The organism is Komagataeibacter xylinus (assembly GCF_004302915.1).
Taxonomy (GTDB): Bacteria; Pseudomonadota; Alphaproteobacteria; order Acetobacterales; family Acetobacteraceae; genus Komagataeibacter; species Komagataeibacter xylinus_C.
Genome location: NZ_QQBI01000003.1, coordinates 167,941 through 181,583 on the forward strand (window position 1 = coordinate 167,941; position 13,643 = coordinate 181,583).

Annotated in this window: 14 protein-coding genes; 2 read left to right on the top strand and 12 right to left on the bottom strand. The window is 66.9% G+C overall.

Translation table 11 applies throughout. The annotated features are described in order from the left end of the window. Positions 1-22: 22 nt before the first annotated feature. From rpsP to ispH, 12 genes are all read right to left on the bottom strand, one after another. Complete coding sequence (gene rpsP / locus DV027_RS03550) at positions 23-367, bottom strand: 30S ribosomal protein S16 (RefSeq protein ID WP_010506467.1); 345 nt, start codon at positions 365-367, stop codon at positions 23-25. A gap of 58 nt (positions 368-425) precedes the next feature. Beyond that, positions 426-1,820 (bottom strand): signal recognition particle protein, encoded by a 1,395-nt coding sequence (gene ffh, locus DV027_RS03555; RefSeq protein WP_061272112.1) that lies wholly within the window; start codon positions 1,818-1,820, stop codon positions 426-428. A gap of 197 nt (positions 1,821-2,017) precedes the next feature. After that, on the bottom strand, positions 2,018-2,554 hold the full coding sequence (locus DV027_RS03560) for a Spy/CpxP family protein refolding chaperone (RefSeq protein WP_130730556.1): 537 nt from the start codon (positions 2,552-2,554) through the stop codon (positions 2,018-2,020). 145 nt (positions 2,555-2,699) lie between these two features. Further along, the gene (gene pstB / locus DV027_RS03565) at positions 2,700-3,485 is read right to left on the bottom strand and encodes a phosphate ABC transporter ATP-binding protein PstB (protein ID WP_078524450.1); all 786 of its coding nucleotides are present in this window, start codon (positions 3,483-3,485) and stop codon (positions 2,700-2,702) included. Beyond that, the gene (pstA, locus tag DV027_RS03570) at positions 3,482-4,390 is read right to left on the bottom strand and encodes a phosphate ABC transporter permease PstA (RefSeq protein ID WP_130730557.1); all 909 of its coding nucleotides are present in this window, start codon (positions 4,388-4,390) and stop codon (positions 3,482-3,484) included. The genes pstB and pstA overlap by 4 nt, the downstream gene beginning before the upstream one ends. Before the next feature lies 1 nt (position 4,391). Continuing rightward, positions 4,392-5,354: a phosphate ABC transporter permease subunit PstC gene (gene pstC, locus DV027_RS03575; protein WP_130730558.1), complete on the bottom strand. Its 963-nt coding sequence runs from the start codon at positions 5,352-5,354 to the stop codon at positions 4,392-4,394. 182 nt (positions 5,355-5,536) lie between these two features. Beyond that, on the bottom strand, positions 5,537-6,442 hold the full coding sequence (locus DV027_RS03580) for a nucleoside hydrolase (protein ID WP_130730559.1): 906 nt from the start codon (positions 6,440-6,442) through the stop codon (positions 5,537-5,539). 183 nt (positions 6,443-6,625) lie between these two features. Then, positions 6,626-7,405, bottom strand: a complete 780-nt coding sequence (locus tag DV027_RS03585) for an ABC transporter permease (RefSeq protein WP_130730603.1) — start codon at positions 7,403-7,405, stop codon at positions 6,626-6,628. A 228-nt stretch (positions 7,406-7,633) separates the two neighbouring features. Then, positions 7,634-8,356 (bottom strand): ABC transporter ATP-binding protein, encoded by a 723-nt coding sequence (locus DV027_RS03590; RefSeq protein WP_130730560.1) that lies wholly within the window; start codon positions 8,354-8,356, stop codon positions 7,634-7,636. After that, a complete protein-coding gene (gene rnhA / locus DV027_RS03595) occupies positions 8,353-8,853 on the bottom strand; it encodes a ribonuclease HI (RefSeq protein ID WP_130730561.1) in 501 nt (166 codons plus the stop codon). Before rnhA ends, DV027_RS03590 begins: the two co-directional genes overlap by 4 nt. After that, positions 8,850-9,821 (bottom strand): homoserine kinase, encoded by a 972-nt coding sequence (locus DV027_RS03600; RefSeq protein WP_130730562.1) that lies wholly within the window; start codon positions 9,819-9,821, stop codon positions 8,850-8,852. The genes rnhA and DV027_RS03600 overlap by 4 nt, the downstream gene beginning before the upstream one ends. A 13-nt stretch (positions 9,822-9,834) precedes the next feature. Continuing rightward, positions 9,835-10,833 (bottom strand): 4-hydroxy-3-methylbut-2-enyl diphosphate reductase, encoded by a 999-nt coding sequence (ispH, locus tag DV027_RS03605; RefSeq protein WP_078524456.1) that lies wholly within the window; start codon positions 10,831-10,833, stop codon positions 9,835-9,837. Between the two features lie 251 nt (positions 10,834-11,084). Here ispH and DV027_RS03610 point away from each other — a divergent pair, with 251 nt between their 5' ends. Next, on the top strand, positions 11,085-11,663 hold the full coding sequence (locus DV027_RS03610) for a hypothetical protein (protein WP_130730563.1): 579 nt from the start codon (positions 11,085-11,087) through the stop codon (positions 11,661-11,663). Positions 11,664-11,673: 10 nt separating this feature from the next. Further along, the gene (locus DV027_RS03615) at positions 11,674-13,614 is read left to right on the top strand and encodes an OPT family oligopeptide transporter (protein WP_130730564.1); all 1,941 of its coding nucleotides are present in this window, start codon (positions 11,674-11,676) and stop codon (positions 13,612-13,614) included. The last annotated feature ends 29 nt before the right edge of the window (positions 13,615-13,643 follow it).

Here is a 13,643-nt window from a genome sequence, read left to right on the forward strand (position 1 = left end):
TCCTGCCTGTCTATCGCGTCAGTTACGCTGCGGCTGCTTCGGCAGCGGCGGCGGCACGCTCCTGCGCGCGCTTCTTGGGCGCGGACTTCTTGGGCTGCTCGTTCCAGGTCGGCTTCGGCGCCAGGCCAGCGTTGCCCAGGAAACGGGCCACGCGGTCGGTCGGCAGCGCGCCGTTGGACAGCCAGTGCGTGATGCGCTCGGCCACCAGGCGCACGCGGTCGGCGTGGTCGGACGGCAGCATCGGGTTGTACGAACCCACGCGCTCGATGAAGCGGCCATCACGCGGGGAGCGGCTGTCAGCCACGACAATGTGGTAGTAGGGGCGCTTCTTCGCACCGGCGCGGGCGAGACGGATCTTGAGGCTCATTTAAGATTTCTCCAGACAGTAGAAAGACAAAAAGAAAAAACGGGAACGACGCTCAGGCTCAGCCAAAAGGTGGCCGCCCGCCGCCGCCCGGGGGGCGACCCCCGTTTGGCATGAGTGCGGACAGACCCTGACGCATCAGTCCCTTCACGCCCAACTTGCTGAACCGCTTCATCATGGAGGCCATGGCGTCATACTGCTTGAGCAGACGGTTGATCTCCTGCACGGTCGTACCGGACCCGCTGGCGATGCGCTTCTTGCGCGAGGCCTTGATGATGGAGGGCGTGCGCCGCTCCTTGCGGGTCATGGATGAAATGATGGCCTGATGGCGCTTGAGCACGGAGGTATCAAGCTCCTTGTCGCCCAGCGCGTCCTTCAGCTTGCCCATGCCCGGCAGCATGCCCAGAATGCCGGAAATGGACCCCATCTTGTTGATCTGGCGGATCTGGGCGGCGTAGTCATCCAGATCGAACTTGCCCTGCATCATCTTGAGGGCGAGCTTCTCGCTCTCCTCATGATCAAGGGTATCGGCGGCCTTTTCCACCAGGCCCGCGATGTCGCCAAGGCCGAGGATACGGCCGGCAACACGCTCGGGGTGGAATTCCTCCAGGGCGTCGAGCTTCTCGCCCGAGCCGGTCAGCTTGATCGGCGCGCCCGTGATCGCGCGCATGGACAGGGCGGCACCACCACGGGCATCGCCATCCATGCGGGTCATGACCACGCCGGTCACCCCCACGGCCTCGTTGAACGCCTTGGCGGTGTTGACCGCGTCCTGCCCGGTCATGGCATCGACGACGAGCAGCGTCTCCGCCGGATCGGTCGCGGCACGGATGGCGCGGACCTCGTCCATCAGCGCTTCATCGATGGACAGGCGGCCAGCGGTATCTAGGATGACGATGTCATACCCCTCGCGGCGGCCCGTATCCATGGCGCGCTCGGCAATCTGCACCGGCGTCTGGCCCGCGATGATGGGCAGCGAGGTCACACCCGCGCGCTCGGCCAGCTGGGCGAGCTGCAACTGGGCGGCGGGGCGCTGGGTATCGAGGCTCGCGAGCAGCACCTTCTTGCGCTCGCGCTGGGCGAGGCGGCGGGCGATCTTGCCCGATGTGGTGGTCTTGCCCGAGCCCTGCAGGCCGACCATCAGGATCGGCACCGGCGGGGCGGCATTGAGGTTGAGGGGAACCGCACCGGCGCCGCCAAGGGCATCGATCAGCGCATCGTTGACGATCTTGGCAACGGCCTGGCCGGGCGAGATGCTGTCGAGCACCTCATGGCCCACGGCACGTTCACGCACCTTGTTGACGAAATCCTTGACGACAGGCAGCGCCACGTCGGCATCCAGCATGGCCAGACGCACTTCGCGCATTGCTTCCGTAACATCTGCTTCCGACAGGGCCCCGCGCTTGGCAAGACCATCGAACACACCGGAAAGCTTGCCTGACAGCGTCTCGAACAACGTATTTCCCCAAAAGAAGACGCGCCACTGCGCGAACCCTCGCGAAGTGACGTGCCTGATTAGTCGGGCGGATGTATCGCGCCCTGCCCCTGCCTGTCAAGCATTGCCGGGAATCCGCAATAAAAAACGGCTGCCGGGCACGGAGCCGGGCAGCCGCTTCTTTTAGGCCTCACCTGCGCGGGGCAGGCAGGGCGGTCTTATTTCTTCGCATCTTCCGGCGGCTGCGGGGGCGCGGTCAGCGCGCGCAGCTGCTCGTGCAGGCTGTCGATCTTGTCCTGCGTCGTGCGGATCTGGTTCAGCTGGTCGGCCGTCAGGATATCGTGGATGCGGATGGCTGTCTGCAGGCGGGCGGCTTCATGGCGCTGATGAATGGCCGTGATCTGCTGCTGCAGGCTGACGATCTGCGCTTCGTCAACCTTGCCCGGTGCCACGAGCAGGGTCTGGATCTGCTTGTGCAGCCCGTGCTCCTGCTCCATGTCGGCGCGGAAATCGGGGTGGCTGTCCTTCAGGATCGCCTGCAGCTTCTTGTGCTGGGCCGAGGTCAGCTGCACGTTGCCAAGGAACGGCATGCCGTAGCCACCGCCACCCGGGCCGCCCATCGGGCCAGCCATCATGCCGCAGCCACCACCCGGCGGCGGCGGCGGGCCATGGTGATGCTTTGCAAAAGCCTGACCGGAAAGGCCGGTTGCCATACCGCCGACGATCGTGGCAGCGAGAATCAGTTTCTTCATCATGGGAACCAAGTCTACTCCTGTTATAACCTGCTTCATACCCTGCATGCAGCCTGCGGCTGACACAAGGCCTGTAAACGCAACGCTACATCACCCCGCCCGGTTCAATAGGGACAAACTTGCTACAAAATGTAAGGTCCGGGCACAGCTAGCCAAAGCGCCCGGTAATGTAATCCTGCGTGCGCTTTTCACGGGGCGTGGTGAACATGCGGTCGGCGCTGTCCACCTCCACCACCTCGCCCATGTAGAAGAACGCCACCTGGTCGGCGCAGCGCGCGGCCTGCTGCAAATTGTGGGTGACGATGGCGATGGTGAAATCGGCCTTCAGCTCATCGAGCAGTTCCTCGATGCGCGCGGTCGAGACCGGGTCGAGCGCACTGGTCGGCTCATCAAGCAGCACCACCTCGGGGCGGGTGGCGATGGTGCGCGCAATGCACAGGCGCTGCTGCTGCCCACCCGAAAGGGCCGCCGCCGAATCGCGCAGCCGGTCGCGCACCTCGGGCCACAGGGCCACGCGCCTGAGCACGTCTTCCACCCGCGCCTCCATCGCCGCGCGGTCGAGCCGCTCATGCAGGCGCACGCCAAAGGCGATGTTGTCATAGATCGACATGGGGAATGGCGTGGGCTTCTGGAACACCATGCCCACGCGCGAGCGCAGCACGTTGAGGTTCACCTTCGGGCCGATGATGTTGCAGCCATCAAAGATCACCTCGCCCGTGGCGCGCTGGCCTGGGTAGAGGTCGTACATGCGGTTGAGCACGCGCAGCAGCGTGGACTTGCCGCAGCCTGAAGGCCCGATCATGCCCGTCACCTGCCCTTGCGGGAAGTCGATGGAGATATTCTTGAGCGCATGGTGCGCGCCGTAATAGAAATCGAGGTTCCGCACCGAGATCGCTGCGGGCGCGGCATCATTCTGCGCGACTGTCATGTTCATTTCCTGTTACGTCCCAGCCCCAGCCGCACGGTTATGTTGATCATCAGGATGGCCGCCGTAATCAGCAGCGCGCCGGTCCAGGCCAGCGCGGTCCAGTCCGCATAGGCTGCACCCGCATACTGGTAGATGGTGACCGGCAGGCTGGCCATGGGTTTGCCGGGGGCCATCGACCAGTTCATGTTGCCCAGCGAGGTGAACAGCAGCGGCGCCGTCTCGCCCGATACGCGGGCCAGCGCCAGCAGGATGCCCGTCGCCACCCCCTCGCGCGCGGCGCGCAGGCACACGAACAGGATCATCCGCCACCGTGGCGCGCCCAGCGCAATCGCCGCCTCGCGCATGGCCAGCGGCACCAGGCGCAGCATGTCCTCGGTGGTGCGCACCACCACCGGCACCACCAGCATGGACAGCGCCAGCGCCCCCGCAAGCCCAGAGAAATGCCCGCTCGGCACCACCACGATCATGTAGATGAACAGCCCCACCAGAATGGACGGGGCCGAAAGCAGCAGGTCGGAGACAAAGCGGACGAAATTGATCAGCTTCCCGTCAGTGGCCGTAAACTCGGCAAGGTAGATGCCCACCAACAGCCCTACAGGCGCTCCGATCAGCACGGCCAGCCCGGTCTGGATCAGGCTGCCCACGATGGCGTTGGCCAGCCCCCCCGCCTGCCCCGGCGGCAGGGTCACATGCACGAACGTGACCCAGCGCAGGCCACCCACCCCGTTGCGCACCAGCACGAACAGGATGGAAAACAGCATGAGCAGCACCAGCACGGTCGCTGCCCAGCACAGGGCGGTGGCCACGCGGTCCACCATGCGGCGGCGGATGTCGGACACGCTGTTGCCCTGCCAGCGCGCGCCGGCGCAGGGGGCTGCCTGTGCGGCTGGGGTGGTCGGATGGGTGGTCATGTCAGCGGCCCGCCGCTTTGGTGCGCAGGAGCAGCCGCGAACAGACCAGCGTGCCCAGGGAGATCAGCATGAGCAGGAACCCTGCCGCCATGAGGGAGGAAAATTTGAGGCTGCCCACCGCACTTTCGGGAAATTCGAGGGCGATGAGCGAGGCGATCGTGTTGCCCGGCGAGAACAGCGACCAGCCGATATGGTTGGCGTTGCCGATCACGAAGGTGATGGCCATCGTCTCGCCCAGCGCGCGACCCAGCCCCAGCATCACGCCCCCCACCACCGAGGAGCGCGACCATGGCAGGATGATGCGGCGCACCACCTCCCACCGCGTCATGCCCAGCCCGTAGGCGCTTTCCTTCAGCACGGCGGGGATGGACAGGAACACATCGCGCATCACCGCGCAGATGAAGGGCGTGATCATGACCGCGAGGATCATGCCGCCGGTCAGGAAGCCGGTGCCGTAGGGCGCGCCACGGAACAGCGTGCCGATGCCTGGCACCCGGCCCAGCGTGTGGCTGGCCAGCGGCTCGACATAATGCGCCATGAACGGCACCAGCACCGCAAAGCCCCACATGCCGAAGATGATGGACGGCACGGCGGCCAGAAGCTGGATGAGCGTGCCGATCACGCCCGCGATCCGCGCCGAGGCGATCTCGGTCAGCCACACGGCAATGCCGAAGGCCAGCGGCACGGCGAGAAGAATGGCCAGCAGCGCGGTGATGACCGTGCCGAACATGGGGGCGGCCGCACCAAAATGCTGGGTGACGGGATTCCACGCCTTGTCGAACACGAAGCCCGGCCCGAATCTGGCAAACGCGCCGCGCGCCCCCCAGGCCATGACGGCAACCATGCCACCCAGCCCCAGCAGGATCAGGGCTGCGCTACAGCGGACAATGGCGGCGAATACGGCATCCCCGTTTCCCTTTGCCGCCCCGGTCAGGGCCGAAGGGGATGTTGCAGACCGCTCCATACAGAAGACCTCCGTGCCGCCACACGCATCAAAGTTCTCAACATTCGCGCCCGCAGGCACACCGGAATGCCGGGACCAATACTGGACCGGATGGCGGTTCTGCAACCGTCATGATCGCCCAAGGGCAAAGTTTGCATCATATCGTTGTATTTTTGTGCAATTCCGGCGGCGTGTGCCCCGCGTCACTGCACCGCGGCCAACAGCAGCTCGCGCAGCACGCCACGCGCCGCATCAACCGACATGCGCTCGAGCACGAGGGCATTGGGCAGGCCGCCCGAAGGCCCGAGCGGCTCGATCACGGTCATGCCCCGGGTGAACGTGCCGCAGCATTCCACCTCCACATGTGCCAGATGCCCGCTGAACAGGGTAGGCGCCACCAGTGCCAGCAGGGGGGCGGCGGGCGCCAGCGCAAGGTCGGCCCCGTTGCCACCGCCGCGGCCCATGCGGGCGGCCACCAGATCGGCATGCACCCGGCCCGCGACCGAGGCCGGGTCGCGGCCCATCGGGGCGAGCTGTTCCATCCACACCGCATCGGCCACGAAGCGGGAGGTGCAGTCGAGCGGCACGAGCGTGACCGGCACGTCCATCCCCAGCACGACGGATGCGGCCTCGGTGTCGGCTGCGATATTGCGCTCGGCCACCGTCGTCATATTGCCCGGCACATGAAAGGCGCCGCCCGCAATGACCACGCCATGCAGGTGTCCCGCCAGATCGGGGGCCTGCACCATGGCAAGGGCCAGCGTGCTCAGCGGGCCACTACAGCACACGCTCACGCTATCGGGCGGGCAGGCGCGTATGGCCTGCACCAGCGCGGCCGCCCCCAGCCCGTCATGGCCCGCAGGCAGGCTGCGCCCCGCGCCATAGGGAGGCACCATCGGGCCGGGCGCACCTGCGTAGACGCCCACATCCGCCAGGCCATACTGGTCGAGCATGTCGCGCGCATGGGCCATGGCAACCCCGACCTCCGTGGCCTCACCGCTGAACAGCACGCCCGCCAGCCGCACATGCGTGGGCAACTGGAGGGCGGCCAGCAGGGTTGCCGCTGCCTGCGCGCCGGGTGTCAGATCAAGAATGATGGGGCGTGTCATGGGCATCCTGTCCTGCATGGGTTGCGCGGTGTGTTGGTGGTGGCCTGTTACAACAGTTCCGTCAACCACGGCGCAAACATGAGAAAGTTTTTGGTGAAGCTTTGTGCAAAAAACTTCAGGGAACGCCGCCTTTTTGAAACAAGGGCGGCAGAAAAAAACTTTTACCCTTTTTAAAACAATACCTTAATCAATATCCGCATGGGCTGGCCGCCAGTACAGCGCCCGCGCCAGAAGCCTGTCCACCCCCCACCACAGCAGCACGGTCATGGCGGCCAGCACGGTAAGGGCTGCAAACATGAGGTCGGTCTGGAAGCGGGTATTCGCCGTCTGCATGAGAAAGCCAAGGCCGGAGGATGCCCCCACCCACTCCCCCACCACCGCCCCGATGGGGGCAATGGCCGTGGCCATGCGCACGCCGGTGGCAAAGGCGGGCATGGCGGCGGGCAGGCGTATATGCACCAGCACGCGCCAGCGCGTGGCCCCCATGGTGCGGGCCAGGTCCATCCACCCCGCCTCGGTCTGGCGCAGGCCATCGCCAAGTGCTGATGTAACGGGAAAGAAGATGACCAGCACCGCCATCACTACCTTGGATGCCATGCCGAATCCGAACCACAGCACCAGCAGCGGCGCGAGTGCGAAAACCGGCACCGCCTGACTGAGCAGCACCATCGGCATGACCCAACGCCGCAGGGGCGCCCACAGCGCCATGGCGATGGCAAGCGCACTGCCCGCCCCGATGCCGATGCCAAGGCCAAGCAGGGTTTCCTCCAGCGTGGTCAGGGCCGCAGGTTCAAGCTGGGCGCGGCCCGACCACAGGGCGCGCGCCACGGCATCCGGCGCAGGCAGCATGTAGGGCGGCACATGCCCCCACCGCGCCAGCGCCCCCCACAGGGCCACCAGCCCGGCACAGGTCAGCACCGGGCGCAGCACCGCCATGGCGCGATGGGAAGCGGGCCGGGTCATCGCCCCCGCCACCAGCATGACCGCGTGGGCGGCACCGACACACCAGATACCGGGCACCGCGCTTTCATGACATGGGGAGAGCTGAAGCCTGTCATGGCCCTCCCCGCCAATACGACTGCGCACGCCGTCTCTACCGAAGGGAAAATGCGGCCTCTCATTGCGCCCCCCACCGCAGCCGGTGTGGCTGCGCACGGGCCACCGTCAGGGCACAGGAACGGATGGGGGGTGTCATTGCATCATCCGCCGCAGCAGGCCCGCCTGCGCGCGCAGCACCGCCGGGGCATCGACCGGGCGCGGCACGGCGCCCTCGGGCACGTCCATGCGGGTAAGGGTGGCGGGGTTGCCTGCCATGAGCAGCATGGTATCAGCCAGGCGGCAGGCCTCGAGCGGGTCATGGGTAATCAGCACCACGGTGCGCTGGGCCAGCATGCGCCCGGCCAGATCCTGCATGCGCGCGCGCGTGACGCTGTCGAGCGCGGAAAAGGGTTCATCCATCAGCACCACGGGGCGATCTTCATACAGCACCCGCGCAAGGGCCGCGCGCTGGCGCATGCCACCAGACAGGGCGGCAGGCAGCATGCCCGCCTGATCGGCCAGCCCCACGCAGCCCAGCAGGTGGCGCGCGCGGGCGCGGTCAGGCCGCCCGCCACGCAGGCGCGCGCCCAGTGTCACGTTATCAATCACGCTGGCCCAGGGCAGCAGCAGGTCCTGCTGGCCCATCCACGCCACCCTGCCCGCAAGGGGCAGGCCATCATCAGCGACAATATGCCCGTAATCCGGCACGGCCAGCCCGCCAATCATGCGCAGCAGCGAGGTCTTGCCCACCCCGCTTGCGCCGAGCAGCACGGTCATGTGCCCGGCGGCCAGAAGCAGGTCCAGCCCGCGAAACAGCGGGGCGCTACCAAAGTCCAGCCCGACGCCTTCAAGCCGGATGCCGGGGGGCGGCGTCATTTTTTACGTTTGGGGTAGGCGATGCCCAGCGCATCACGCGCGGCGGTGGCCATCTGGTCCACGCGCTCGTTATTTACATCGCCCGAATGCCCGCGCACCCATTTCCACTCGATCTCGTGCCTTGCGCTGATATCGAGCAGCCGCCGCCACAGGTCCATGTTGGCCACCGGGTCGCCCGCCGCATTGCGCCACTTGCGCCGCACCCAGCCGGTGCTCCAGCGCGTGATGCCGTTGCGCACGTATTCGCTGTCGGTATGCAGCACCACGCGGCAGGGGCGCTTGAGGGCCTCGAGCGCCTCGGCGGCGGCAGTGAGTTCCATGCGGTTGTTGGTGGTCTCCGCCTCCCCGCCCGAAAGCTCACGCTCCTGCCCGCGAAAGCACAGGAGCGCCCCCCAGCCACCGGGGCCGGGATTGGGCTTGCAGCCGCCATCGGTCCAGATTTCCACCAGATCGGTCGTGGGCTGCGCCACGCCGGCCGGAGATGTGTCGTCGCTCATGCGGGGAATTCCTGACCCAGATGGGCGGCAAAGAATTCCATGCGCGCCAGATAATCAAGCGGGTTCTTGCGCGTGACCAGCGCATCGGGCGGGGTGTTGATCCAGTCATACAGCCGGGTGAGCGTAAAGCGGATGGCCGCCCCCGTGGCCAGCGTGGTCAGGGCCGCGTCTTCCGCTTCTTCCAGCGGGCGCACGTGGCGGTAGGCCGCAATCATGGCCGCCGCCCGCGCGGGCATGAAGCGATGGTCGGCATCGAAACACCAGGCATTGATGGTAATGGCCAGGTCATAGGCATACCAGTCGGTGCAGGCGAAATAGAAATCGATGATGCCCGAAAGCACCCCGTCACGGAAAAACACGTTATCGGGGAACAGGTCGGCATGGATCTGCCCACGCGGCAGGGTGGGGTTGTTGCCCACCCCCGGCCATGCGGGCAGCACGCGGGCCAGCACCGCCCCGATATCGCGCACGAGCCCCGCGCGCAGTTCATCACCGCGCGCGCGGCAGGCATCCAGCAGCCCGGTCCAGGCCTGCGGCCCCATAGAGTTGGGGCGCTCGGCAACAAACCCCTCGCCCAGCAGGTGCAGCCGCGCCATGGCGGTGCCCACCTGCGCGCACATATCCACATCCACCGCCACGGCCCCCTTGCCGGGCAGGAAGGTGGTGATGGCGGCAGGCCTGCCGCACAGTTCACGCAGCGTGCGGCCGTGGCGGTCGGCTACCGGCAGCGGGCAGGACAGCCCGCGCGCGGCCAGATACTGCATCAGCCCGAGGAACCATGGCAGTTCCCCGGGGTTCACCCGGCGCTCATAGAGCGTCAGGATAAAGGTGGCCTCGGTGGTCTTCAGCAGGAAATTGCTGTTCTCCACCCCTTCCGCAATGCCGTGGCAGGCGACGGGCCTGCCGATGTCATAGCCTTCGAGAAACGCAGCCAGCGCATCGTCCGGCACTTCGGTATAGACTGCCATGTGACGGTACGGATCAGCCCAGCGGCGCCGGCAGGCGGAAGGCCACGTTTTCTTCCTTCACGGTAATTTCCTCGATCTCGAGCGTGAAGCGCTTGGCAAGGGCGGCCACCATTTCCTGCACCAGCGATTCCGGGGCGGAGGCGCCAGCGGTAATGCCCAGCGTGGACACGCCATCGAGCGCCGACCAGTCCAGCGCGTTCAGGCGCGGCACCAGCAGGGCGCGCGGCGCGCCCGAGCGCTCGGCCACCTCGCGCAGGCGCTGCGAGTTCGACGAGTTGGGCGAGCCGATCACGATCACCAGGTCACAGCCCGGCGCGATGGCCTTGACCGCTTCCTGCCGGTTGGTGGTGGCGTAGCAGATATCCTCGCGGCGCGGGCCTTCGATCAGCGGAAAGCGGTCGCGCAGGATGTCCACGATCTCCGCCGTGTCATCAACCGAGAGCGTGGTCTGGGTGATGAAGGCAAGCCGCGAGGGGTCGGCGGGCTGGACGGTGCGGGCTTCCTCGGCATCGTTGATCAGCGTGACGGCCCCCACGGGCAGCTGGCCCATGGTGCCCACCACTTCGGGGTGGCCGGCATGGCCGATCATCAGGATATGGCGGCTTTCCGGGCCACCATCGGCGAAGTGGCGCTCGGCCTCACGGTGCACTTTCGAGACCAGCGGGCAGGTGGCATCCAGGTAAAGCAGGTTGCGGCGCATGGCCTCGGCCGGCACGGTCTTGGGCACGCCATGGGCCGAGAACACGACCTGGCCATCGGCGGGAACTTCATCGAGTTCCTCGACAAAGATCGCGCCCTGCGCCTCGAGCGCCTCGACCACGGTGCGGTTATGCACGATCTCGTGGCGGACATAGACCGGCGCGCCGTAACGGCGGATTGCTTCCTCCACCACGCGGATGGCACGATCGACACCGGCGCAGAAGCCGCGGGGGCCTGCGAGCAGCACCTTGAGCACGCGGGGCGGGGCATCGGCGGCGGTATTATCGGGCGTATGAATCATCTGGTCGGGCATGGTGTTCCCCAAACATCCGGCGGGCGGTATAGGATACGGGCCGCGATCTGCTACAGTTGCGGCGCCGGCATCCCGAGCGATGGACCCGGCCCTACGCAAACCACGGCAATGGCGCAAGCCATTTTCCCGTTCATCCTAACGTATTCTGCCATGCCTGTCCTCCCCCCACGTCCTGCCGCCTGCACATCCCGCCCCGTGCCATGCCCGTGCCGTGGGGCTACATCCACACCTGACCTAGCCGGAACACCCGCATGATCCCTGCCCCTGTGTCGCCGCGCCTGTGGCGCAATGCCCTGAAAATCTGCACGGTCGCGGGCCTGTCCCTGCTGGGCGCGTGCGAGGGCGAATCCGATTCGATCGATTTCGCCCCGGCCTGCCCGGTGGTGGAAATTCCGGGCGAGGCGGCGGATTACTACCAGTACACCGGCAATGACCATGACATTACCCACCTCGTGGCGCGCGCCGGCCTGACACGCGTGGTCGGCTCGTGCGAGGAAGGCCAGCACCGCACGGTCATGACCAACATGCAGATCGGCCTGCATGTCGAGCGCGGGCCGGCCTCGGGGGTCAATTTCGTCAACATCCCGTATTTCGTGGCCGTGGTGTTCAATGGCGAGATCAAGAGCAAGAAGGAATTCGTGGCCCATGTCTCGTTTGATGACGGGCGCATGCAGGACCTGACCCACACCCGCAACATTCCCATCACGCTGCCGGTGTCGCGCCATATCCACAGCGACCAGTACCATATCGAGATCGGCTTCCAGCTCACCAAGGCGCAGCTTGACTTCAACCGCGCCCATCTTGTCATGCCCACCTTCCACAAGATGTAAGGCCGCCCCCATGCCCGACCGCGCAGCAGATACGAGGGAACTGACCTGGCGCGGCGTGGTGATCGGCGCGCTGATCACGGTCGTCTTCACCGCGTCCAATGTCTATCTGGGCCTGCGGGTGGGGCTGACGGTGGCGACCTCCATCCCCGCCGCCGTCATTTCCATGGCGGTGCTGCGCGCGCTGGGCGGCGGCACGATCCTCGAGAACAACCTCGTCCAGACCCAGGCCTCGGCGGCGGGCACGCTGTCATGCGTGTTCGCCAGCCTGCCCGCGCTGGTCATGGCCGGGTTCTGGCAGCGCTTCCCCTTCCTCCAGACAGCCCTGCTCACGGCGGCGGGCGGCATGACGGGCGTGCTGTTCACCATCCCGCTGCGCCGGGTCATGCTGGCCGACCCCACCCTGCCCTTCCCCGAAGGGGTGGCGGCGGCCGAGATCCTGCGCGCGGGCCACCATGGCGAAAGCCCCGGCGGCCTGCGCGCGCTGGTGCAGGGCGGCATTCTTGCAGGCTGCCTCACCTTCGCCACGGCGGGGCTGCGGCTGCTGGGCGATGGGATGACGGCCTCGCTTGCCTATGGGCTTTCGGCCTTCCGGTTCTCGATCGGCTTTTCGCCCGCGCTGCTCGGCGCGGGGTATCTCGTGGGGCTGGAAGGCGGACTGGCCATGCTGCTCGGCGCGCTGCTGACATGGGAGGTCGCCATTCCCGTCATGGCGCACCTGCTGCCGCACCCGCCGGGGCTGGGTGCGGGTGATTTCGCAACCCGGATATGGAAGGACAAGGCGCGTTTCATCGGCGTAGGGCTGATTGGCGTCGCCGCCATCTGGACCGTGCTGCGCATGGGCCGTCCGCTGCTGGGCAGCATGCGCACGCTGCTGGCGCGCCAGCCCGCCACGGCGGCCCGGCCCGAGCGCACCGATACCGACCTCCCGCCCCGCGCCATGCTGGCCGTGGCCGGGCTGGTGACCGTGACGATTGGCGGCATGTTCATGGCCTTTTCCGCATCCGCCGGGCCTGTATCGGCGCTGGTGGCGGCGCTGGCGGGGCTTGCGTGCTGCCTGGGGCTGGGGCTGTTCGTGGCGGCGGCATGCGGCTACATGGCGGGGCTGGTGGGGTCATCCTCCTCGCCGCTGTCGGGCGTTATCATCCTTGCGGCGATGTGCCTGGCCTGCGTGTTTGTGGCGCTACGCGCGGTGGGGCTGTTCGCTGGGGCGCAGGGGCAGCATTTCGCAATCGGGTTCTGCCTGTATGCGCTGACCGCCATCACCGCCTCCGCCGCCATTGCCAATGACAACCTGCAGGACCTTAAAACCGGCCGCATGGTGAATGCCACGCCGTGGCGACAGGAAATCGCGCTGCTGATCGGCTGCGTGACCGGGGGCATGGTCATTCCGCCCGTGCTCAACGTGCTGTACCAGACCTACGGCTTCGTGGGTGCCATGCCGCATGCGGGCATGGACCCCGCGCAGGCACTGGCCGCCCCGCAGCCAGCACTCCTGCTCATGATCACATCGGGCATTTTCCTGCATCAGCTTGACTGGAGCATGCTGGGGCTGGGGGTGGCCACGGGCTGCGGGCTGATTGCGCTCGATGGTGCCCTGCGCCGCAGCGGGCGCGGCGCGTTGCCGCCACTGGCAGTGGGCATTGGCATCTACCTGCCCATGAGCATTTCCATGACGCTGGCCGTGGGCGCCCTGCTTGGCCATGTCATGACCCGGCTGACCAAAGGGGCGGGCCGCCATCAGGGCACCATGGTCGCCTCGGGACTGATCGTGGGCGAGAGCCTGACCGGGGTGGTGCTGGCCTGCCTGTCGGCTGCAAGCGGGCGTGACGCGCCGCTTTCGCTGCGCCCCGCGGGCATGGGCGGCACGCTGCCCGAACTGGCGGGGCTTGCGGCCTTCTGCGCCCTGTGCCTGTGGTTTGGTCGCGCGCAACGGCGTGGCGCGGGCCAATAACCCGCTGGGGGCATGGACGCAGGCCCGCT